This is a genomic window from Paenibacillus sp. JNUCC32, from assembly GCF_014863545.1.
In the GTDB taxonomy this organism is placed as follows: domain Bacteria; phylum Bacillota; class Bacilli; order Paenibacillales; family Paenibacillaceae; genus Paenibacillus_AQ; species Paenibacillus_AQ lautus_A.
Map to the genome: position 1 here is coordinate 989495 of NZ_CP062260.1, position 21103 is coordinate 1010597.

The following is a 21103-nucleotide window of genomic DNA, read 5'->3' on the forward strand; positions in this document are numbered from 1 at the left end:
AGTAATTTATGGCATTTGTTATACCATAAGGAGGGAGTTATCCAAAATTTATCAACATTTGACCGGTGATTAATAAATTTTTTTCAATTATTTTCGAGTTAAGCGATTTCACGGTAGTCCTGCCTATTCACTCTTGACACAAATTTGACGAAAAAAGGAATGGGGGTATATTACTTATATCAAAGGTCGGGTGCTTGCGGATGAAGATAAAAACAAAATTAATTCTTTCGTCTACGATACTTGCGACGGTTACGGCGGTTATCGTAATCATTGCGTTTATCACATCGAATATGACGGAGAAGAGGTTCAGCAAGATTATTGAAGAGGACCAGAAGGTCATTTATAACCTGACGCAATTGGAGACCCTGTTGACTGGCGTTTCCAATGATGAGCGGGGCTACTTATTGACCGGGGATTCGACCTTTGCAGATTCATTGAAATCGAAACAGGAGTCCGTCGTCAAACTCATGGCCGAAACCAAAGGCTTAATGACGGCAGAAGAAGACCAGAAGGTATTTAACGAGATTGAAGCCGGTTATGTCGTATACTCCGAGGCTATTGCCGAGGTATTGAACAAATTGGGGTATGACACCGGTTTTTACAAGGCGGTCCCTTTCCGGGTGTACGAAGCTGCCTTTAACAAGGAGCGGGAAGTGCGCAAGTCATTTAGCGAGCTGATCGCAAAGTTTACGGTACATAAAAATGAAACCCTGGCGAAGCAGGCTGATCAGATTGCGGCCAGCAGCCGGTTTCAGAATTTGATCATCATGCTGATCGGAGCGGCCGCCGTCGTTTATTTTGCCATACAGGGCTATCTCCTGACCCGTTCGATCCGTCCGTTGAACCAGATGAGCAGTCAGCTTCTGAAGATTGCCGAAGGCGGGGGTGATCTGGTTACCCGATTACACATTACAACGAAAGATGAAATCAGGGATGTAGCCGATGCTTATAATAAATTGGTCGATGGCTTCAGGGAGCTGGTCGTCCAAGTGCAGGATACTGCAGGTAAAGTGGGTATCGCTGCTTCGACGCTGCATTCGACGACAGAGGAAATCCGTCAAGCCTCCCACCAAACGTCCGGGATTATGGAAGAGCTGGCTGCCGGGGTAGAGAACCAGCTGCAGGATACGGAGGAAACGACGGCGACCGTTACGGATATGGCGGAAGGCATGAAGCATATCGCGCTTGCAGCCCAAGACGTTTCCGGGCTGGCGGCAGCGGCGAACAAGCTTGCGGCTGAAGGGGAACAGGCACTTGTACATACGCTAACCCAGATGGAAGGCATCCGTACCAGCGTGGACCAATCTGCGCAATCCGTGCGTGCGCTCGGAGAGAAGGCCTCCAACATCGGGGCGATGGGACAGATCATCATCGAAATTGCGGAGCAGACCTCACTGCTTGCCTTGAATGCCTCCATTGAGGCCGCTCGGGCTGGCGAACATGGCAGAGGTTTTGCGGTCGTCGCCGCAGAGGTCCGGAATTTGGCTGATCAGGCATCGAACTCCTCCGTCGAAATTAGACAGTTCGTTCACGAGCTGCAGCAAGACATCGTGAATCTGGCCGGCGTGATGGAACAGGGAACCCGCGAAGTAACCGAAGGCATGAACGTGGCGCAAGGAGCCGAGCGAGCCTTTAAGGAAATCGAGCAGTCGGTCGGCGAATTGAACGGTCAGATTCAAAGCGTCACCGCTGCAACCGAACAGATGAATTCGGGAGCCGGGGAGCTCGTTCACGCGATCCGTCGAATCCAGGAGGTCACGGAGACGACGGCAGGCGGTACGCAAAGCGTCAGTGCCGCAACGGAAGAGCAGCTGGCGTCCATGGAAGAAATCACAAATTCCGTTGAAGATCTTAACGTGATGTCTGGCAAGCTTCGTCAGTTGATGTCCGGCTTTAAAGTATAATTAAGGAAAAATTGCATATGGGAAAAAACGGCCACCTTGCCGTCATGCATATTCTGGGCGAAAGAACCTACAATATGGATGACAGATAACGCAAAGGTGGTCTTCTCTCATGGAAAACAAGAAATGGGATCTGGTTGCCCTAGCATCCATACCACTCATCATGACGTTAGGCAATTCCATGCTGATTCCCATTTTGCCGCAAATTTCCAAAGTTTTAGGGATCAGCTCCTTTAAAGTGAGTATGCTGATAACGGTGTATGCCGTTGTAGCCATCTTGCTGATTCCGATCGCCGGGTATTTGTCGGATCGGTATGGAAGAAAGAAGATCATCATCCCGAGCTTGATTATTGCGGCGTTAGGCGGAGCTGTGTCCGCGGTAGCTGCCTGGCTGCTAAGCGGGACAGGGGCGTATTATGTCATATTAGCCGGCCGGTTTCTACAGGGAATCGGCGCAGCGGGGGCTTTCCCGATCGTCATCCCGCTTGTCGGCGACATGTTCAAAGAGGAAGAAGAGGTTAGCAAAAGCCTGGGAATCATCGAAACCTCCAACACGTTCGGTAAGGTTGTCAGTCCGATATTGGGTGCGCTGCTGGGAAGCTTCATCTGGTTCTTGCCCTTCATATCGATTCCGGTTCTATGCCTGATTTCACTCGTGCTCGTCATTTTTCTCGTGAAGACGCCAAAGTCGAATAACAATGATAAACAATCTCTGCGTGAGTTTTTGAAAACGACCAAGGGGGTTTTGCATGAGAAGGGAAGATGGTTGTATGCGATATTCGCCATCGGCGGCATCGCAATGTTTGGCGTATTCGGCGTTCTTTTTTATTTGTCGGAGACGCTGGAAAGCACTTACAAATTACATGGCGTAGTAAAAGGATTGGTGCTTGCAATTCCACTGGCTTTATTATGCCTATCTTCTTATTTAGCCGGTAAATTTACGGGCAAAAACAAAGCGGCAAAGAAGTGGACCGGTTTCGCCGGCATGGTTATTTTGACGGCTTCCCTGATCGTCACCGGCTTTAACGAACAGATCTATTTTGTCGTCGGAATGATGACGCTTGGCGGTATCGGAATCGGCATGGTGCTGCCGTGTATGGATACGCTGCTGACGGAAGGCGTGGAGAAGGAGCAGCGCGGCACCATCACCTCGCTTTACAGCAGCATGCGTTTTATCGGGGTATCGCTGGGGCCGCCGGTCGTTTCTCTCCTGCTGGGCGCGAACCACTGGGTGATGTTTGGCACGCTGGCAGCCGTGGCGGCTGTAGGCGGCCTGCTTACGTTGTTCGCGGTGAAGCCGGAGGCAAAAGAGGACGATTCCGGAGGGAATTCATACCGGGTCGATTTCAAGAAACCGCAAGGATTGAAAAAGAAAGGTCTTGTCCATAAATAATGGACAAGACCTTTTCTCATATGCCGGGTCAGTTTGGATGGCCGATCCCTTTCCTTGTGGCCAAGCATCATCCCGGTTTTCGTGCATTCCGGCTGACGAAGCTTTTTCGTTATCGCTTTGTTCGTTAACCTGCCGCGGTAGCCTCGGTGTCCTCGACTGCCGTGGTGGATTGGGAACGCGACTTGCCGGCTGCCTGCATGATGATATAAATCAGGATCAACAGCACGAGCGCAATCGCCGAGTATCGGTACATGATGGCATAGGATGTGGATTTGGCGATGGCGCCGAGCGCGATCGAGCCGATGGCCACGCCGAAATCCAGGGAGTTGAAGAACATGCCGTTGGCCATGCCGCGCTGCAGCGGATGAACCTCCTGAATCATCCAGGTCTGGATGGACGGCTGCATCGCCCCAAAGCCTATGCCGTAGCAAAGTGCCGATAACAGCATGGATCCCGTCGATGTGGCGAAGGTAAGCAGGAGCAAGCCGGATACCATCAGAATCGCAGAGGGTATAACAAGCGCCTTATGTCCGTACCGGTCATAAATTCTGCCGGAGAACGGCCGTACGAGAATGATGGCAATGGCGTTGAACAAGAAAAAGTACTGGGGATTCCGGAGGTGAGCCTCCGCTCCGAACAATGCCATGAAGCTCAGCAATCCGCCGTACGTAATCGACATCAAAAAGTTGAGGACGCTGGGAAGGATCAGCTTTTTGTTGAAGGAGCCCTTCGGTTTATCCTCAACTCGGGGTTGAACCGCTGCAGGGCGCTCCGCGTTCCGTTTAGCCGCTCTTGATGTCAGGAGGTAGGCGAGAGGGAAGATCAGAAGGTTGATGAAGACCGTGATGAACACGAGCGGAGTGAAACCGCCGCTTTGCAGCAGCGTCAAGCCGATCATGGGACCGATCGACATGGCAAGCGTAGTGGATAGCCCAAAATACCCCATGCCCTCGCCCAAGCGTTTGATTGGAATGACATCCGATGCCATGGTTGGAAACGAGGTGCTTGTCATCCCAAAGCCGATGCCGAACAATATGCGCATCAGCAGCAGGAAGGCTATGCCGCTCGCCCAGTAATAACCGAGCGTGGCTGCCAGGGAAATCAGCAGCCCGACGTACAGCAGCAGCCTCAGCTTTCCTTTTTCCAGCGCTTTGCTTGATACGAAGCGGGACGCGATCGCACTGAAGGCGAACAGGCTGGTTATGAGGCTCACCTGCAAGGGGCTTGCCGTGAACGCCTCCTTGGCGTATGCGGGCAGCGTGGTCAGCATCATCTGCAGGGTCAGGAACAGAAAAAGGTTGCTGACCATCAACGTGATGAATTCTTTGGTCCATAGCGGTTGTTTCGTGTTGATATCATTCATGTGGAACATCTCTCCTGTTGTTGTGTAAGTTGTGTATGTTGGCATTGATGCGCGAGAGTGTGTCCCAGAACATCTCCAATTGCTTCTCGTCAATGCCCTCGATTAATTGGCTTCCGCATTGACTTTCGATGGCTGTGGTCGCTTCAATCAGTTCCTTGCCTGTATCTGTCAAAAAGAGCTGAAAAGCTCTCCGGTCGTTAACCGATACGGCTTTGCGAGTGTATCCTTTTTTCTCGAGCAGGTCCAGAATACGGGTTGTCGTGGGTTGGTCTTTGTCCGCTTTGGCGGCAACTTCCTTCTGATTCAGGCCCTCGTGCTCGCCGATGTGGTACAGAACCAGCCATTGCTCGGGGGTGATGTCATAGGGCTTCAGGGCATTGGCAAACAATTGGGATGCGCGCCGATAGGTGTAACCCAGATGAAAACCGATGGAAGGGTTGCGTTTAGGTATTTTCAAGAAAAAGTCACACCTTTCATTTCAGGTTTTCAAAAATACTTGTCTAAACAATTATATGCCTGACATGCAAATTGGTCAATCATTTGAAAAATTAATTAGGACATGACAGGGTTTCATCAACCGATGTGGAATATGAAAAATGGAATGATAACATAGCTCTAACATTTGCGAGCTATATTTATAGTACAAAACCAAAACTTAATCACTCAGGAGGAAGTACAAATGTCACAATTGATCAATTTCGCGCACCGCGGGTCATCGGCCATATGCCCCGAGAATACGATGGCTGCCTTTGCCAAAGGCTTGGAGCAGGGAGCTACCGGGATCGAAACCGACGTCCAAATGACGAAGGACGGAAAGCTGGTATTGATCCATGACGAGAGCGTCGCCCGCACGACGGGGGCCGAGGGGCTTGTCAAGGATTATACATACGACGAGCTGGCCAAGCTGGACGCAGGCTCATGGTTTGGTGCCGATTTCCAAGGCGAACGGATTCCGCTGCTGGAAGAGCTGCTGGAATTGACCCAAAACCGCGGCACGATTGTTAATATCGAGCTGAAGAACGGAACGATCCAATATCCCGAGCTGGAAAAGCGCGTGATTGAGGCTGTAAGGCATTACAACATGGCGGAGCAAATCGTCATTTCGAGCTTCAATCATTATTCCCTGGTGGAATGCAAACTTATTGATCCAGAAATTCGTACCGGGCTGCTGTACGGCGAAGGGCTGTACCAGCCGTGGGAATACGCCAAATTGGCTAAAGCGGATGCCCTGCACGCATACCATCGGGCGGTTCTGCCGGAGTGGGTAACGGAAGCGAAGCAGCATGGCGTCGCCTATCATCCGTGGACCGTGAATGACGAGGGACGGATGAAAGAGTTGATGGATGCGGGCGTTGCGGGCATCATTACGGATTATCCGGATGTGCTGAACGGACTGCTGCAAACCAAGGGAGCGTGACTTTGTGAGGAAAACATGGCTGCTGGGATTCGGCTTTTTCAGCATTAGCATTACCTGGGCGCTGTACAATGCGTTTGTGCCCTACTTTCTGGAGGATTACATATCCAGTGTCGCATGGATCGGTTTTTTTATGACGATCGACAATTACTTTGCCTTGTTCTTGCAGCCATGGATTGGAAGCCGAAGCGACCGTACCCACACCCGGTACGGCAGAAGAATGCCTTACCTGCTTATCGGAATGCCGCTAGGCGCTTTGTTTACGGCCATGATTCCGTTTCATAACGGAATGGCGACGTTGTTGCTGTTCATGGTCCTCATGAACCTGGCCATGAGCCTGTACCGTTCGCCAACCGTTTCATTGATGCCGGATATAACGGAAGAGAAGCGGCGCACCAGAGCCAACGGCATCATCAACTTCATGGGCGGCTTGGGGTCCATATTGGCATTCGGCGTGGGCTCGGTGCTGTACAGCGCCCATGCGTCGCTGCCTTTCATTGCAGCTGCCGGCGTAACGCTTGTCTCTTTGTTCATTCTGAAGACGTTCATCCAAGAGAAACGCGACGCTCCGGGCTATCAAGCCCAGACGGCCGCCAGGGCCAAAATTTCCTTTAAAAGCCAAATCAATCGAACGACGGTGCTGCTGCTGGCGGCCATATTCTTCTGGTTCGTGGCGTACCAAGGGGTGGAGACGCTGTTTACGCTGTACGGGAAGAATGAGATGGGGCTGACGGAATCGCAGGCGTCCTTTTCCTTGACGTTTTTTTCGCTCGCCTTCGTTCTGTTTGCGATTCCCAGCGGATGGCTTGGCGGTAAATTCGGGAAGAAACGGCTGATCCTGATCGGCGTCAGCGGGCTGCTGATTGTCTTTGCGCTCGTCCCATGGGTAGAATCGCTGCTGCTGCTTCGCGTACTGCTGACCGTTGGCGGATTGTTTTGGGCCTGCATCAATATCAATTCTTACCCTTTCATCGTATCGACCGGATCGGAGGACAGCATCGGAACGCGGACAGGAATGTACTATTTGGTATCTTCGCTGGCGGCGATATCGTCGCCGCCTCTGCTGGGCAAGCTTATTGACGGAATGGGGTATTCGATCCTGTTTTATTGCGCCGCCGGCAGCATGCTGCTTGCGCTGATCTGCATGCTGATGATTCGTCATCAGGAAACGGATCAATCCGCTAAAGCGCAGAACGCCTCCGCCAGCTTGTCCTAGCCGTTGTCATTTGGAAAACCGGGAGTTTTAGCTCCTGCCCGGATGTGCGGAATAACATTGACGAGTGCCTGCCGGCACAGGTAGAATTTAATACCAGAGAGATGGTTTTAGATTATGTCGGCGAAGGGCAGGAGCTGATTCCAAGGTTGACAACGATTTACGATATTGCGAAGAAAACAGGTTATTCGCCTACGACGGTATCCAAAGTCTTCAACAATTATCCGGACGTCCGGGAAAAGACGAGGGTCAAGATCCTGGAAACCGCGAAGGAAATGGGGTATCTTCCAAACGCCAATGCCAGGTCACTTACGACCAAGCGATCCTGGACTATCGGCATTCTTTTTGTTGAAGCCACGGGAGCCGGAATTCGGCATCCCTATTTTGGAGCCGTCATCGAAAGCTTTAAGAAAATCTCCGTATCCAAAGGGTATGACCTGATGTTCATTTCCAAGGATGTCGGCGGCCGAAGAAGCAGTTACGTGGAGCATTGCAAAATCAGGGGCGTCGACGGCGTTGTGGTCATCCTGTCGAGCAACGATGATCCCGATTTCCAGGAGCTGCTGGATAGCGGCATTCCGTGCGTCATTCTGGATTCGTCACCGGAGCACGTGCATTCGGTTTACTCCGACAATATCGGAGGCAGTATGCTGGCAATCCGGTATTTGCACTCGCTTGGACATCGCAGCATTGCCCATATTTCGGGCGGATTGAATACGTTTGCAGGCGAGCAGCGCCAACATGGCTATGAAACAGCGCTGCGTGAGCTGGATCTGAACCTAAGGGAAGAGTACATAACCGGCAGCGATTTTTACTCCACCGAGAGCGGATACGAAGCCATGAAGAGGCTGCTTGCGCTCGCGGATCGGCCGACAGCCGTTTACGCCGCTGGGGATTTGCTCGCGCTTGGAGCGATTCGAGCCGTGCTGGACCATGGCCTGAGCGTGCCGGGAGACGTGTCGGTCATCGGCTTTGACGATATTGAAATGTCCCGCTACATTACCCCTGCATTAACGACGGTCCGCCAGGATACGGAGCAGCTTGGCAAGGTTGCCGCGGAGATCCTTCTTTCTTCAATCGAAGAGCGGGATACCGCCGTGAAGTCGGTTATGCTGCCAGTCGAATTAATGATCCGGGAGTCCTGCCGCCCGGTCACCTAAGGTGAACCTAAAGAGCAGGTTTCATTTTTAACCCGTTTCGAAACCGGTTTCGAAACGGGCGGCTTCTTGATTTCAGCGAATGATGCACTCATTTAAGGAGGATTTGAACATGTCCAATTATCGTTTTGAGAAGGATGCCTTTGTTATCGAGCAGTATGATCTCGCCAAGCCGTTTTCCAGCTTCCTGCCGGGGATTGCCGGATTGAAGGGGATACCGATGTGGACCTTTTACGTCAATCGGGGCCAAGGGATAAGCAGTTTCGGCATACGCGACAAGAATTCGCCGATCATGGAATTCTCGCCGGCCAATATCTCGTATAAGAACGTATCCGCCACCGGCTTCCGCACGTTTATCAAGATGGCCGGGACGCCGGCCGTATATGAGCCGTTCCAATCCTTTCAGCCGGACACGAAGGCACGGAGAACGATGCTGATTCGTCAGAATGAGCTAGTCATTGAGGAGGAGCATGCAGATAAAGGGCTTCGAACATCGGTGTCGTATTTCCAGCTGCCCGGTGAAGATTTTGCCGCGCTCGTCCGCCAGGTCAGCGTGACGAATATCGGGGCCCGGACGGAATCGCTTGAACTGCTGGACGGTATGCCGGAGATTCTGCCTTACGGCGTCGAGAACAGCGGGTACAAGGAGGTCGGCAATCTGCTGCGAAGCTGGATGGAAGTGAAGAATCTGGACCGGGGCATACCATTCTATAAGGTTCGCTCCAGTACGCATGATGAGGCGGAGGTTACCGAAGTTACGAACGGCCATTTCTATCTGTCGTTTGATCAGCACGGGAATTTGATCAAACCGATCGTAGATTTTGAGCTGATATTCGGCGGAAACACTTCATTGATCCACCCCGATCGATTTGCCGCGGGTTCGATCGAATCCTTGGCGCAAGCCACGCCGTATCCTGTGAACAAAGTGCCATGCGGCTTCAGCGGATTATCGGCGCGGCTTGAGCCTGGGGAGACGGCAACGGTGTATACGCTGGTTGGTCATGTGAACGATATCGGCAAAATCAACAAACGCTCGAAAGATTTGTGCTCGCCTGCCTATATCCTCGATAAACGGAAGGAGGCATCGGCATTGACCCGGCAATTAACCGATGACGTAGCTACCCAAACAGGGTTGCCTATATTTGATGAATACAGCCGGCAGTCCTATCTGGACAATTTCCTGCGGGGCGGTTATCCGTTCATATTCGATAACGGGAAGGAAGGCGCGGTCGTCCACCTCTATTCCCGCAAGCACGGGGATCCGGAGCGGGACTATAACTTTTTCTCGCTGGCCCCGGAATATTATTCACAAGGGAACGGCAATTTCCGGGACATGAATCAGAACCGCCGAAATGATGTGTTTTTCATTCCGAAGGTGGGCACGTTCAACATCCGGATGTTCTTCAGCCTCATTCAAGCCGACGGTTATAATCCCCTTAGCGTAGAAGGCACGAGGTTTCGAGTAGCCCCAGGCATGGAGGGGGAATTGGAGGAGCTGCTGCAAGCCTCCGCGGCTCGGGAGGATTACGATAAGCTCGCGAAGGCATGCGCCGGGGATTTCACCCCGGGCAAAATCATTAACGCGATATCGGATCAAGGCATTCGGCTGGCGATCGACGAGGAACGGTTCTTATCGGGATTGCTGACGATATCCGAACAGCATTTTGCGGCTTCGTTCGGCGAAGGCTTCTGGTCGGACCACTGGACCTATAACATGGATTTGGTTGATGGTTTCCTGGATATTTATCCCGACCGATATGAAGAGCTGCTGTTTGGCGAGAATGCCTATACATTCTTTGATAGCCCGGTATATGTGCTCCCACGGAGCGAGAAGGTCGTGATCAGCCGGGGCAAGGTTCGCCAGTACGGCGCGCTGCTGGAGGACGAGGAGAAGCTGAATAAGCTCGGCAGAAAGCGGAACGCGGCGGAATGGCTGCGGGTGAATGGCGGACAAGGCGACATTTACCGTACGAATCTGTTTGTCAAAATGATCTCGTTATCCCTCAATAAAATGGCAACGCTCGATCCTTACGGGATGGGCGTTGAAATGGAGGCAAACAAGCCGGGCTGGAATGACGCGATGAACGGATTGCCGGGTCTGTTCGGCTCCGGGATGAGCGAAACGATGGAATTGAAGCGTATGGTGGCATTCATTGTGGAGGCTGCCGAGCGGTTCGGTCATCATACGGTGATGGTGCCGGAGGAAATCGCCTCTTATTTAGAGGGCGTATATGATGCCGTGCAGCAATATCAAACCGGCGTTTTGGACTCCTTCCGATATTGGGATCGGGTAGCTGGGCAGCGCGAGTCTTATCGGGCATCCGTCCGATACGGCATCAGCGGCCTGGAGGTCGAGATTCCGGTGAAACACGTAAAGAGGATATACGCGGCTTTCCTGGACAAGATTGAAGAAGGGATTCAGCGTGCCGAGCAGCTGGGAGGCGGAATCGTTCCAACGTACTTCCGCTTTGAAGCGGAGCGGTTCGAAGAAATCCGGGATGCGGAGGGCAGCCCGGTCATCACCCGCTATGGCTTGCCTGCCGCCAAAGTGTTGGAATTCAAAGCATATGCGCTTCCGCATTTTCTCGAAGCCCCGGCCCGTGGAATGAAGCTCGCCAATGAAGGCCAGGCGAGAGCGATGTATGATCGGATCAAGGCTTCCGATTTATATGATGCCGCGCTGGGGATGTATAAGACGTCCGTCAGCCTGGAAGGGGAAGGCGATGAAATCGGACGCATCCGCGCATTCACGGCCGGCTGGCTGGAGCGGGAATCCGTATTTTTGCATATGACCTATAAATACTTGCTTTCCTTATTAAAAGCGGGACTGTACGACGAGTTTTTCTCGGAAATCAAAACATCGCTTATCCCATTTCTGGACCCGGCCGTTTATGGACGCAGCACCCTGGAAAATTCATCGTTCATCGCCAGCAGCGTCAATCCGGATCCCCATGTGCACGGACGCGGTTTTGTGGCAAGGCTGAGCGGATCGACGGCCGAATTCTTAAGCATGTGGATTATGATGATGGCCGGAAAAAGAGTATTCCGTTATGAGGACAACGAGCTTCAGCTTCATCTGAACCCGGTGCTTCCGGCTTGGCTGTTTGACGAGCGGCAGGAGGTGTCGTTCACCTTCCTCGGTTCCGTCAAGGTAACGTATCGCAGCGAGCGCGCGGCAAATACGTTCGGACAGGACGGCGTTGCGATTCAGCGGTTCACCTTGACGACGGCGGGAGGAGACACCTTCGAGGTTGATGGCCCCCTCCTTACGGGCAAGTGGGCCCATGAAGTCCGTAACGGAAACATCCGGTCCATTCTTGCAGTCATGAGGTAAGTTTGACGGAACCCGAATAGACCACCCGATTCTAGCCGGGTGGTCTATTCCTTGTTCTTTGGCGTTTTCGTTTATTCTTGGGGCGACCTTTTGTTCTTGTTTGTCATGGCGGAGCCGAACGATATGCCGATGGCAACACCGATTGCTATGCCAATAGCAATATTATTCATTGCCACTCCAATCGCCACGCCCACGCCGATCCCCATGCATATGCCTAAGGTCATGTTGTTTTTTTTCTTTTCCATCGGGCAGTCACCTCCATCTGAGAAGATGTTGATACTAGGATTCAAACCAGCGTTTCCTTCGTCCTCAAGCTGCCTTTGTTCTTATTATATAGGATATCGGACATGGATGCCGGATACCCAATTCTTCATCTTTTCTCCGCTTGCAAGTCCCCTGTTTGCAACCCATAATAGATATATCGATTCCACATACATAACGAATGTTCATCTTACCGCGCGAGGAGGGGGTTATCATGCAGTGGATCGCCATGCTGACGATGCTGATTGATCATATCGGGCTTGTGTTTTTTCCGCATCAGGAGATGTGGAGAATCATCGGCCGCATCGCATTTCCAATCTATGTTTACGCTCTCGTGCAGGGACACCGCTACACTTCATCGAGACCCAAGTATATCGCACGGCTGGCCGTTATTGCAGCGGTCTCCCAAATTCCGTACCAGCTTGCGCTGGATCCCGAAGGGCTGAACGTGGTCGTAACCTTGTTGGCCGGAGCCTTGGTTCTTTATGTGCTGGAACGATCGGATTCCCGGCTGCTATCATGGATGGTGGTTGTTGCAGCCTGTGCGTTGATGAGCGAGTTTCCGTTTGATTACGGAGCCTACGGCTTGCTGTTGATCTTGATTTTCCGATATGCTCAGGCCGGCTGGCTCGTTCCGCTTCATATGTTATTGAACCTGCTGTTCTGGTTCCTTAATGATTGGGAGCTGCAGATGTGGAGCGTGATCCCGACGGCCGTGATAGCTTATGGCCCTCATGTATGGAGAAAACTGGAGTCCGTCCGTGTGAGCCGCTGGGTATGGCGTTCGTTTTATCCGCTGCATTTACTGGCTATTGCCGTATTGCGGGTGTTTATATAACAGAAGATTTTTAGGTTGATGCCTCACGGACTGATTATGTACAAGGAGAGACATTCATGCAGAATATCGCAATCGCTGCCTGCATCCTATTGTTCGCGGCAGCGGGTTACATCGCGTTTATGAATTCCAAATTAATTGCGGATAAAAAGCGGGAAGCATACATTCCTCCGCCTGCTTCGGAATATACCGTTTATATGACGCCTCAATTCACCGAGGAGGACAAAAGGACGCTGAGTCCGATCGGCGTCATGGAATTTCGCGATCCGCAAGGCTTGATGAAGGTATATCTTTGCCGGGTCAGAAATGAATCCGAAGACTTGAAGCTGGAGCAAGCCGGCAACGTGTTTCTTCATCATCTGACCAAGGCCAGGGACACCGGCACGCTGATGTTTTATCGGACCCTGGAGGAAGCGCTGCAGGGGCCGGAGGAGAAGAGCTTAACCGACCGTCTGTCTGCAGCCGCGAAAAAAAAGGCGAGGACAGAATAGGTCGAACCGGGTCAATCCACCCTCCTGCGGGGTAATAGAGAAATAAAAGACCGAAAGGAGATTTTCCGAAATGAAAACATTTAAAATCGGAAGGACATCGGTCTCCGTCTTTATAGGCGATATAACGACATGGACGGGCGACATTATCGTCAATGCTGCAAATTCGGGACTGCTGGGCGGAAAAGGCGTGGATGGCGCGATTCATAGCGCCGGAGGGCCGGAGATCATGGAGCAGTGCATGGAAATTCGCAAGCAGCAAGGCGGCTGCCCACCAGGCAACGCCGTGATTACAGGAGCAGGCCGGCTGCCTGCCCAGCATATCATTCATACCGTCGGCCCGATCTGGGAGGGCGGCGGAAGGCGCGAGGAGCATACGCTGGCGGAATGCTACCGCAACAGTCTCCTGCTTGCAATCGAGGTCGGTGCCAAAAGCATCGCCTTTCCTAATATAAGCACGGGTATCTACGAGTATCCTAAAGCTCCGGCATGTGACGTGGCGTTAAAGGCGGTGACGAAGCTGCTTGAGGAAGATCTGCCGGATAACCGGCTGGAGCGGGTTGATTTCGTTTGCTTTTCTCCCGAGAATGAAGAGCTCTATGTCCGTTGGCTGGAGCGGTTCACGCAGGAGAAGGAGGCGCAAGTATAAGAAAAACCTCTATCGACGTACATTCTGAGAAGACAGACCGCATGTATAGGACGTTTTTCTTGCGATATCAGGAAGGCCCACGCTTCGAAGTTCATACTTTCTGAGATCTAAAGAAAAACCTCTATCGACGTACATTCTGAGAAGACAGACCGCATGTATAGGACGTTTTTCTTGCGATATCAGGAAGGTGGTGTATTCTATAACCTTAATAAAAAGCAGGGGCGCAAATGTGCGCCCCTGCCGTTTATTCGCAGTTTATTACATATGATAGGAACCGCTTGGTTCAAACAGCACCCATTCCAGCATGGTAATCATGTCGTCAAGACGGGCATCCTGATTGAGAAGGGAAGCGCGCTCAGGGCTGTTCTCTTCGAGAGCTGCCAGTCGGGTTTGCAGTTTTTTCTTTTGCATCGAAAGTTCATTGATTTTGGATTTGATCTGGTTCTCTGTTCGCATGGTATAATCCTTTCCTTTGGCATGAAAATGATCACTGTACCCCATATTATAACATTTGATTCAGCTTAAGACGAAGGAGCGGGTCCTATGACGAGTGAAATGAATATGAAGAAAATAGCGGCTGAGCATGCCGCCAAGTATGTTCAGGACGGGATGAAGATCGGTCTGGGCACAGGCTCCACCGCCTATTACGCCATTCTCAAAATCGGGGAGCTGGTCAGGTCCGGTCTCTCGATCCAGGCCGTGGCTACCTCTGAGGCTTCGGAGAAGCTGGCGATGGAACAAGGAATACCCCTGACGCCCGTACACCAGATCGATCGCCTGGATTTGACGATCGACGGGGCTGACGAGCTGGATGATCAGCTGCGGTTAATCAAGGGAGGAGGCGGAGCCCTTCTTCGCGAGAAGATCACGGCTTATCACAGCGAACGGCTCGTGATTGTGGCGGATGAGGCAAAAGCGGTAGCACAATTGGGTGCTTTTCCGCTGCCGGTTGAGATTGTCCCCTTTGCCTATGAGTGGACGATTCGGTCCCTGGCACAGCTTGGTTGTTCGGTCCAATTGCGCCGTCAGCCGGATGAAGGGTTGTATGTAACGGATAACGGGAATTATATTGCTGATTGCCGGTTCCAGGAAATCTCGGGGCCGGAGGAATTGAGCTCCCGTTTAGGCACTGTACCCGGCGTGGTTGAACATGGTCTGTTCATCGGCATGGCCGACCAAGCGATTATCGGCTGCCGGGACGGTTCGGTACGGATATTGCATTCCGCGAGCATGCAGGCCAAGAATACATTTGACAGTTGATCCGGCGTTCATTAACCTTAAATACATGATATCTTTCGGAGGGTGAAGTATGTCGGATTTTCAAGAACACGAGGATTACCCGCTGCATTTGCTGGTAGTCCTGGCCAGAGCTTATAACGCAGTGATGACGCATTCGCATCGAAGCATCAACAGCCACGGTTTGAATTCCACCGAATTTGGGGTATTGGATGTGCTGTACCACAAAGGTCCGCAGCCGCTGCAAAAAATAGGGGAGAAGGTGCTTATCTCCAGCGGTAACATTACATACGTGGTCGATAAGCTTCAGAAGAAAAACCTGCTTGTTCGCCGGGCTTCCGCTGAGGACCGCCGCGTGATCTATGCCGAGCTGACCGCAGAGGGGAAGGAATTTTTCGAGGCCATCTTTCCTCAGCATCAGGAATTGATGGTGAAGGTGCTTAGCGGATTGTCTGACGAGGAAAGAGCGCAGGCGGCCATGCTGCTGCGCAAGCTGGGGATCAGCGCAGAGAAGATGCTGTAGTCCTACATGAGTTTAGATTGGAGATAGGTATGCTTAAAGATATAACGATGCAAGCGTCGCAGCCCGAAATCAAGGAGCTACTCAGTTACTCGGTTTTCCCTGATCCGGAGGCGGTGGACGAGGCAGCTGCATTTTATCAGGGCGGCGACAGCCGGTTGTTCGGCTACGAGGAGGACGGACTTCTTCTGGGAGTCATCGGTTTTGATGTGATGGAGGACGAGCTTATCATCCGGCATTTAGCGGTCCTGCCGGAGAATCGGGGGAAGGGATACGGACGCGGGTTGATTTTGGAGCTGCTCCTCGAGGTGCAGCCTAAACCGGAACGAGTCATTGCGGAAACGGACGAAGAGGCCGTGAACTTCTACCGCAGTATCGGTTTCGAGGTTTACAGCCTGGGAGAGAAGTACCCGGGCGTTGAAAGATTCCGCTGCATTTATGAGGTGGAGGAATCCGAAGAATAGTCATTCCTATGGATGCATGTTGCGTCTCCGATTGGAATTAAAATTGCCATTCAAGTTCATATACCCGTTTCGCACCGGAGGCATTCCTCATATAATGTCGTAACGAGCGGGGCAGGGGGTGAACATGTTGGTGTACCATTATACCGCTGTCGGCGATTCCTTGACCTTTGGGTTTGGGGCGATGCCTGGCAGCGGTTTTGTTCCGTTATACCGTCGGATGGCGGAGGAGAAGCTTCGCCAATTCGTGGCCCATGAGAATCTCGGGGTCAATGGATTAACCTCGGATGAATTATACGATCGGGTCGTTCAGCTTCCAACGTATCGCTATCATTTGCAGCAGGCCCAGATTATCACGATGTCGATCGGCGGCAATGACCTGATTCGTGCGGTGAAGTCCACGGGAGGTCGACCGAATCGGGAGGTGCTGGACACCGCCTTGTATCGATGCCAGAACCATGTGGCTAATATCGTCAAACATATCCGCAAAATAAAGTCACCGGCCAGCAAGCCTTATTTTATTCGCGCTATCGGTCTGTATAATCCATATCCGGCCTGGACGGAGGCAACGGAATACGTGATTCGGTTCAATCGGCATTTGATGGGGTTGAGCGACGGCTATTTTCGCGTTGCGGATATTTACGCACAATTTTCTGGCCGGGAGAAGGAACTGATGTCGGTGGACGGTTTACACCCGAATGGCCGAGGGTACCGGGTGATCGCGGAACAGTTAAACCGGCTTGGGTACAAGCCACTTGCATAAGAAACGGAAATTCTCATCAAAAAAAGGACGTCCCCGGGTCCCATGACCTCTAACGGACGTCCTTTTGGTTTAAGCCATTATTAACGCTTAGAATAAGTTCCTGAACCAACTTCGAACCGCCCATTTGCGTTCCTGCCGTTTTTTGTATTTGGGCAGCGATCGATACACGTCCATCGATTCCTGATAGGATTTCTTGGCATCTTCGGCCCTTCCCAGCGATTGATACATATACCCCAGCAAATAAAAGGCTTCGCTGGAGGAAGAGTGGATGGCATGGAACTGCTCCAAATAGTGGAGTGCCTTCTCACGATCCGAATCCCGAAACGCCTCGGCAAGCCTAAGGTAAGGCCGGCCATATTTGACCCTCGGATTGATTTGAAGGGCCCGGACGATATCCGCCTCTCCCTGAGCGATGCTGCCGGTATGCAGACGCGCGCTTCCGATATCGTCCCAGAATTCGGCGGAATCCTCTAAACTGGATTCCATGGTTTCCAGGAGCTTTAGGGCCTCTCCATACTTGCGACGCTCGAGCAGCAATCGGGCAAGCTCGTGCCGGGATGATACGTCGCTGGGGCTGACCGCAATCTGTCTGCGCAGCTTGGATATAGCCCTTGCACGCTTGAACGGCTTCGTCACACTGGGAAATACCCCGACAAAACGGCGATCCAGCACGTACACGATAAGAAGCAGCACCAGAATCGCCGTTATCGGATTGCCGAAAATGTAAAACAAAAATCCGAAAATAATGAGTTTAAACAAATAAATCCCTCTATTTCCTTGTAATGTATTAGCCCAAATTATACCATATCATGGATTTATTTAGGGGGAAATGCAGTCGGTTCTATAGACCTTAAAAGGATGCGCATGTCGGAATAGGTCGCAGGTATTGAAAGTAGCCAGGTGATAACCGATATAGGTAGTAAAGAGGTGATAATCATGGCGAAAAAGGGACAGACATTCCATCATTACAGTTTCGAAACAAAGAAAAAGGCAGTCGCCATGCGGCTGGAAGGCATGACGAAGAAAGAAGTGGCATCCGCCTTACAAATATCAGACATCGGACGGCTGAAAGTGTGGATGCGCAAATATCGGGAGCTGGGAGAAGAAGGCTTGGTCGATCGCCGCAGACGAATCGTGCATCCAGACCATGACAACGAACGGAATGAGAAAGTACAGGTTCCGCAGCTGCAGAAAATACAGTAATTATAGTGAGGCGTGGTTGAACGACGGTTCCACCACGCCTCTTTCATATGGGAATCATGGAAAATCGGCGTATAGATACCCGCAGATGCGCGCATTTGGGCGGGTTCACTATTCTTATCGCGAACAGGCGGCAGCCCAGTTCATTTTAGCGGAAACGACATAACATGTGGTATGTTCAAAAAAGGAGGGATTGTTGTGAGCGGAGTAGGAGAAGGCTACGGCGGCGGCTATGGATATGGCTCTTCTGTAGGTGCTATTTTGGTATTGTTCATCTTGTTGGTGATCATTACTCGCGCATTTATCTAATCCATCTTTTGAGCGAACAAAACCAATGAATCAATAAGAAAATACCAGGCACCATGAGCAGTCACAAGGAAAGACCGTCCCTAAGAGGCATTGCTGCTTCTTAGGACGGTCTTTTTTATGAATAACGAGCTTTATTAATTTGTGTCCCCTTCATGCTACATCATGATCAATATGGCTTTCCCGTTTACGAAAGATACGATATTGAAATTGGAGTACCCCCAAGTTTCAATGGTTTTTCCGCCGCCGGAGGTAATGTCTTTGGCAGCCGGGTTCCCCCATGAAAGCTGTACCTGCTCTTTCGTCATGCCGAGGGAAACCTGCCCGGCTTTGATCTGCTTCCAGACGGAGGCGGACCATTTGTGTTTTTTATAGGGATCGTAAGTTAGTAACGAGGAACGGTCCGCAAACAGCTGCGTCACTTCCGAAGACCGCATAGGATAACTTTTTATAGTTTTCCCCGTTGCCGATTTGAAGATTACGTTGAATTCGCCCTTGTCGTCAGGCAAAATGTCGGTAACGGTCAATTTCGAGAAGCGTTCCAAATCTTCGAATTCGTTCACCCAATACGTTCGGCCGATATACTTAACCAAATTGCCCTGCATCGCTTTTTTGATCAATCCAGCCGTTTCGCTGGAGACGACGGTCATGGCCGCATCCGCGCCGAGGGAGATTTGCGCTTGCTTCCACTTGGCATCCCAGGTGGTTTTAGCTCCCAGAGCATCGGATAACACGGAGGCCGGAATGAGCAGCTCGCCCTTGTCGTTCACGGGTGCGGCTTTGAGTCGGATGGTGCTTTCATTCAGCTTGGCCTGGTTGCTGCCTGCTTTGAACGAAAGCAGGGTCTGGCCGAACTTCGCCTCCACGCTTCCGTTTTTAGCCGAGAAGGTGCCGCCCAGTGCCTGGATGACGGATTTAGCCGGTACCATGACGTTGCCGTTGACCTGTTTTGCATATTTCAAATTGTTGCGCAGGCTGGACGATACCGTCACCGATTTGGACTGGCCGCCGGAGGTTACCGTAATCTGCGTTTTGCCAACGCCGGCAGATTTCAGCATCCCATTCTTCTGCATACTCAACAAATACGGCTTCTCGATATCGATGACGGCGTCTTTAACCGGTACCTTGATTTTCGCCCCGTTCGTATAGGTTTCCTGGATGCTCACTTCCAGCGATTCTCCTACATAAGGCGTCGCATCGGATATGGCAACGGACAAATTCTTGACTACCGGTACATCGATGTTCTTATTCTGTCCCTCCTTATGATGTACCCAGCTCCCATCACTCCGCTGCGCATAAAAGCCTTCCGACAAATCCTTTGCATCCCCATAGATGGATGTTTTTACGATCCCGCTAAGTCCGGTAATCTGCTCTTTGAGTTTCCAGCGGTCTTTATACTCGCCGGTAGTCCATACGCTTCCGTCCTGGAGCGTTACAATGAGAAGATCCGTCGGCTCACTCGATGCATAGACGATATGAGCTGCATTCTGGGCCACGGTAACCGGTATGATCCGCCCGTTATCGTCGAAGTTGGACGTTTCGTACACGACAACGTCGCCGTTGTCATGCAGCAGGGCAACGCGTCCGCTGTGTACCGTCATGGATTTGACGGCTGCCGGGTTTTCCAGGATCCCGAGCTTTTTGAACTGCCCCTTTTTGTAGTTATCCTGGAGCAGCAGCTCTCCATTGGAGGATAATGCAGCGAATTCCTGATCCGCATTGGCGATCAGCGATATGCCGCTGAGGTTCTTCGCTTTTTCATCGCCGGCCCATACGGTACCGTCCGACTTCAGCCAGTAGGAACCGGCTATCTGCTTCACGCCGCTTGTTCCCGGAACGACCTGGGGCCCCTTGCCGATGTCCCACTCTACTAAGCGGCCCTCCTGCGTCATGCCGATGCCGCCGTATTCATAACCGCTGATGGCTGCGACGTTACCTGGTGTTCGAATGGCGTGGCGCCCGTCAATCAGGGACCACATGGAGCCGTCGCTCATCAGATAGGTGTTTCTTCCGGCAATGTCTTGGATCCGGAGCTCGGCCCCGTCGGCAGAAGCGATGTCTTGCGTCGTCCCCGCAAAACCAAGCCCTGCCAGCATGCTGAACAACAGGAGAACATACAACGTTCTTTTCACTTACATGACCTCTCTTTACTGTACAAATAGGAATATTTTTCAAACAACCTCATTGTTTTCGACAAAATAGGCGTTATTCCTGCAAGATTTAGGGGAGCGTTGATTAAAAAGGAACAAAAAAACGCCCACCGATATCCGGGGCGTCTTGTCCGGTTGAATTCGCGATAGTTCGATGAACTGTCTCGACCTAATGGAGTTTAGTTAAGGGACTACCGAGGGGAATATAGGTGGCAGAAACTTGATTAAGTAAGATCAGTTCCCTTCAACAGCAATAGAGCCGCATATAAATCATTCTTCAACGTTTCGATTTTGGCGAGTTTCCTGAACGTAAGAACCGAGATTAAAACGATCAAGGCATATTTCATTTTCGTTCGTTCTACTCCTGTATCTTCATGGCTAACAAAAAAATTCATGAATCAGAACCTCCCCTAGAGACAGATGCTTCTGTGCCTTTACTCGTCCGCGGCGGAGAGTGCA

Annotated in this window: 22 protein-coding genes; 15 read left to right on the forward strand and 7 right to left on the reverse strand. The window is 51.6% G+C overall.

Annotation, left to right across the window (positions count from 1 at the left end):
- The first annotated feature begins 200 nt into the window (after nt 1-200).
- On the forward strand, nt 201-1904 hold the full coding sequence (locus tag JNUCC32_RS04525) for a methyl-accepting chemotaxis protein (RefSeq protein WP_036664013.1): 1704 nt from the start codon (nt 201-203) through the stop codon (nt 1902-1904).
- A 109-nt stretch (nt 1905-2013) separates the two neighbouring features.
- Nucleotides 2014-3294 carry a bacillibactin exporter BcbE gene (locus JNUCC32_RS04530; protein ID WP_192571241.1) on the forward strand — a complete coding sequence of 427 codons (1281 nt, stop codon included), beginning with the start codon at nt 2014-2016 and terminating at the stop codon, nt 3292-3294.
- Between the two features lie 124 nt (nt 3295-3418).
- On the opposite strand, the gene JNUCC32_RS04535 is transcribed toward JNUCC32_RS04530, so the two are convergent.
- Together JNUCC32_RS04535 and JNUCC32_RS04540 are read right to left on the reverse strand one after the other, a co-directional pair.
- Nucleotides 3419-4657: an MFS transporter gene (locus JNUCC32_RS04535; RefSeq protein ID WP_192571242.1), complete on the reverse strand. Its 1239-nt coding sequence runs from the start codon at nt 4655-4657 to the stop codon at nt 3419-3421.
- Complete coding sequence (locus JNUCC32_RS04540) at nt 4650-5114, reverse strand: MarR family winged helix-turn-helix transcriptional regulator (RefSeq protein ID WP_036663997.1); 465 nt, start codon at nt 5112-5114, stop codon at nt 4650-4652. Before JNUCC32_RS04540 ends, JNUCC32_RS04535 begins: the two co-directional genes overlap by 8 nt.
- Before the next feature lie 222 nt (nt 5115-5336).
- On the opposite strand from JNUCC32_RS04540, the gene JNUCC32_RS04545 reads away from it, so the two are divergent.
- The 4 genes from JNUCC32_RS04545 to JNUCC32_RS04560 all read left to right on the forward strand — a co-directional run bounded on the left by JNUCC32_RS04545 (nt 5337) and on the right by JNUCC32_RS04560 (nt 11775).
- The gene (locus tag JNUCC32_RS04545) at nt 5337-6074 is read left to right on the forward strand and encodes a glycerophosphodiester phosphodiesterase (protein ID WP_096776738.1); all 738 of its coding nucleotides are present in this window, start codon (nt 5337-5339) and stop codon (nt 6072-6074) included.
- 4 nt (nt 6075-6078) lie between these two features.
- Entirely contained in the window at nt 6079-7287 is a 1209-nt protein-coding gene (locus JNUCC32_RS04550; protein WP_192571243.1) for an SLC45 family MFS transporter, read from the forward strand.
- Between the two features lie 146 nt (nt 7288-7433).
- Nucleotides 7434-8444, forward strand: coding sequence for a LacI family DNA-binding transcriptional regulator (locus JNUCC32_RS04555; protein WP_015736394.1), 1011 nt, complete (start codon nt 7434-7436; stop codon nt 8442-8444).
- Between the two features lie 109 nt (nt 8445-8553).
- The gene (locus JNUCC32_RS04560; protein ID WP_192571244.1) at nt 8554-11775 is read left to right on the forward strand and encodes a cellobiose phosphorylase; all 3222 of its coding nucleotides are present in this window, start codon (nt 8554-8556) and stop codon (nt 11773-11775) included.
- A gap of 71 nt (nt 11776-11846) precedes the next feature.
- Here JNUCC32_RS04560 and JNUCC32_RS04565 read toward each other — a convergent pair whose 3' ends face one another.
- A complete protein-coding gene (locus JNUCC32_RS04565; protein ID WP_192571245.1) occupies nt 11847-12020 on the reverse strand; it encodes a glycine zipper domain-containing protein in 174 nt (57 codons plus the stop codon).
- A 230-nt stretch (nt 12021-12250) separates the two neighbouring features.
- On the opposite strand from JNUCC32_RS04565, the gene JNUCC32_RS04570 reads away from it, so the two are divergent.
- The 3 genes from JNUCC32_RS04570 to JNUCC32_RS04580 all read left to right on the forward strand — a co-directional run bounded on the left by JNUCC32_RS04570 (nt 12251) and on the right by JNUCC32_RS04580 (nt 14008).
- Nucleotides 12251-12874, forward strand: coding sequence for a TraX family protein (locus JNUCC32_RS04570; protein ID WP_009592213.1), 624 nt, complete (start codon nt 12251-12253; stop codon nt 12872-12874).
- 56 nt (nt 12875-12930) lie between these two features.
- Complete coding sequence (locus JNUCC32_RS04575) at nt 12931-13362, forward strand: hypothetical protein (protein WP_192571246.1); 432 nt, start codon at nt 12931-12933, stop codon at nt 13360-13362.
- A gap of 70 nt (nt 13363-13432) precedes the next feature.
- Nucleotides 13433-14008: a macro domain-containing protein gene (locus tag JNUCC32_RS04580; RefSeq protein ID WP_015736389.1), complete on the forward strand. Its 576-nt coding sequence runs from the start codon at nt 13433-13435 to the stop codon at nt 14006-14008.
- A gap of 258 nt (nt 14009-14266) precedes the next feature.
- Here the strand turns inward: JNUCC32_RS04580 and JNUCC32_RS04585 are convergent, their stop codons facing one another.
- A complete protein-coding gene (locus JNUCC32_RS04585) occupies nt 14267-14464 on the reverse strand; it encodes a hypothetical protein (protein WP_015736388.1) in 198 nt (65 codons plus the stop codon).
- Nucleotides 14465-14551: 87 nt separating this feature from the next.
- Between JNUCC32_RS04585 and rpiA the strand changes: the two genes are divergently transcribed.
- From rpiA to JNUCC32_RS04605, 4 genes are all read left to right on the forward strand, one after another.
- Nucleotides 14552-15268 carry a ribose-5-phosphate isomerase RpiA gene (gene rpiA / locus JNUCC32_RS04590; RefSeq protein ID WP_277746414.1) on the forward strand — a complete coding sequence of 239 codons (717 nt, stop codon included), beginning with the start codon at nt 14552-14554 and terminating at the stop codon, nt 15266-15268.
- Nucleotides 15269-15317: 49 nt separating this feature from the next.
- Nucleotides 15318-15767 carry a MarR family winged helix-turn-helix transcriptional regulator gene (locus JNUCC32_RS04595; RefSeq protein ID WP_096776733.1) on the forward strand — a complete coding sequence of 150 codons (450 nt, stop codon included), beginning with the start codon at nt 15318-15320 and terminating at the stop codon, nt 15765-15767.
- A gap of 29 nt (nt 15768-15796) precedes the next feature.
- Nucleotides 15797-16228, forward strand: coding sequence for a GNAT family N-acetyltransferase (locus tag JNUCC32_RS04600; protein ID WP_090908142.1), 432 nt, complete (start codon nt 15797-15799; stop codon nt 16226-16228).
- Nucleotides 16229-16352: 124 nt separating this feature from the next.
- Nucleotides 16353-16988, forward strand: coding sequence for a GDSL-type esterase/lipase family protein (locus JNUCC32_RS04605; protein WP_009595336.1), 636 nt, complete (start codon nt 16353-16355; stop codon nt 16986-16988).
- A gap of 87 nt (nt 16989-17075) precedes the next feature.
- Here the strand turns inward: JNUCC32_RS04605 and JNUCC32_RS04610 are convergent, their stop codons facing one another.
- Nucleotides 17076-17747, reverse strand: coding sequence for a tetratricopeptide repeat protein (locus tag JNUCC32_RS04610; protein ID WP_036663981.1), 672 nt, complete (start codon nt 17745-17747; stop codon nt 17076-17078).
- 177 nt (nt 17748-17924) lie between these two features.
- Between JNUCC32_RS04610 and JNUCC32_RS04615 the strand changes: the two genes are divergently transcribed.
- On the forward strand, nt 17925-18191 hold the full coding sequence (locus tag JNUCC32_RS04615) for a helix-turn-helix domain-containing protein (RefSeq protein ID WP_015736382.1): 267 nt from the start codon (nt 17925-17927) through the stop codon (nt 18189-18191).
- 195 nt (nt 18192-18386) lie between these two features.
- Nucleotides 18387-18497, forward strand: a complete 111-nt coding sequence (locus JNUCC32_RS04620; RefSeq protein ID WP_015736381.1) for a hypothetical protein — start codon at nt 18387-18389, stop codon at nt 18495-18497.
- A 155-nt stretch (nt 18498-18652) separates the two neighbouring features.
- Here JNUCC32_RS04620 and JNUCC32_RS04625 read toward each other — a convergent pair whose 3' ends face one another.
- Nucleotides 18653-20626: a stalk domain-containing protein gene (locus JNUCC32_RS04625; RefSeq protein WP_192571247.1), complete on the reverse strand. Its 1974-nt coding sequence runs from the start codon at nt 20624-20626 to the stop codon at nt 18653-18655.
- 242 nt (nt 20627-20868) lie between these two features.
- A complete protein-coding gene (locus JNUCC32_RS04630) occupies nt 20869-21039 on the reverse strand; it encodes a hypothetical protein (RefSeq protein ID WP_192571248.1) in 171 nt (56 codons plus the stop codon).
- Nucleotides 21040-21103: the final 64 nt, after the last annotated feature.